The following is a 1,495-nucleotide window of genomic DNA, read 5'->3' on the forward strand; positions in this document are numbered from 1 at the left end:
GCGCACACATTGTATAAACATCATGCTACGGCCGACGGCCTTATATTGTTTATACGAGGCCGTTGGGTGCAATACTTCAATATGGAACTTCAAAAGAGAATGTACATTGATTAAAAATATAAAGCATTTATTCTTACTGGTATTTGTCTCTTTGGTAGTTACTTCCTGTAACACAACGAGGAGTTTACATTCAAAGAAATTTGTGCAAACTCAACAAGAGTTAACAGAGAAATTGACCCAAATAAGTAAAACAGCAAGTTTCAACGGCTTTGGCGTAGCTTTAGTAAGCGATAAAGAGGTTTTGTACCAAAACGGTTTTGGGGTTTCTAACATCAAGACAAGCACCAAGTATACGGAAAATACAGTTCAGAATATTGCCTCTGTCTCTAAGACTTTCATTGGTCTTGCCATACTTAAAGCGCAGGAATTAGGCAAACTTAACTTAGATGATCCAATAAATAAATATTTACCCTTTAACATATTGAACCCAGGATACCCAGAAGTCCCCATCACTATCCGGCATCTGGTAACGCATACGTCTTCTATAGTAGACACAGAAGAATATCTTACCAGAAATGTGATCCTGAGAGACACAATTAGTCTGGTTCGTAATGTTAACATAGACATTTCGCCAACAAAGTTTAATCCTCCATCAACTAAAACCTCCTTAGAGGATTTTTTAAAAGACCTGCTTGAAACCAGTGGAGAATGGTACTCAAAAGAAGCTTTCTCAAAAAGGAAGCCAGGTAGTACTTATGAGTATTCAAATGTTGGAGCTTCACTAGCCGCACTAGTTCTAGAGAAAGCAGCAGGCACTACTTATGATAAGTTTACTACACAATATATTTTGAGCCCTTTGAAGATGAATTCGTCGGGTTGGAGTTTCAGTGCAATTGAATTCTCAAACTATTCCCCCACTTATCAGGATAAACAAACTCCTTATCCCTACTACTCACTTATTGGGTATCCAGACGGAGGACTGCTAACCACGAGCTCAGACATGAGTAAGTATATCCTGGAACTTATGAAAGGGTATCATGGTGACGGAACTCTACTTTCTGAGCAGAGTTACAAAGAGTACTTTACACCACAGCTTACGGCAGAAAACTTCATAAACAGGAGCGTCAGTGAATACAGTGACGAGTATAACATGGGAATTACGATGGGGTTTGGTTCTACAGGGAATTTCGGGCATACAGGTGGCGACCCAGGAATGTTTTCTGTGATCTGGTTTTACAAAGACAAAAAGATGGGTAGGTATTTTATAGTTAATACAGACTGGGATTCTAATTTATCAGGAAAAGACCAGAAAGCCATTTATGATTTACTTGATGAATATTATATAAAGCTAAACAGCTTGAGCAGGAGGACGAAATAGTACCGCACCCAACAACAGCTAAAAAGTATTAAAAGGCTTTTTAGCCCAAACGTTACCCCCTTTCGCATTTGTATCAAAAAACCCCCGTGGCTGTTGCACAACCGCTTTTTAGGCAAC

Annotated in this window: 1 protein-coding gene; it reads left to right on the top strand. The window is 39.1% G+C overall.

Annotation, left to right across the window (positions count from 1 at the left end; translation table 11 throughout):
- Positions 1-202 precede the first annotated feature (202 nt).
- Positions 203-1,378 carry a serine hydrolase domain-containing protein gene (locus LN893_RS20365; RefSeq protein ID WP_229973251.1) on the top strand — a complete coding sequence of 392 codons (1,176 nt, stop codon included), beginning with the start codon at positions 203-205 and terminating at the stop codon, positions 1,376-1,378.
- Positions 1,379-1,495 lie beyond the last annotated feature (117 nt).

Origin of the sequence: Pontibacter harenae (assembly GCF_020907245.1) — a bacterium.
Lineage (GTDB): Bacteria > Bacteroidota > Bacteroidia > Cytophagales > Hymenobacteraceae > Pontibacter > Pontibacter harenae.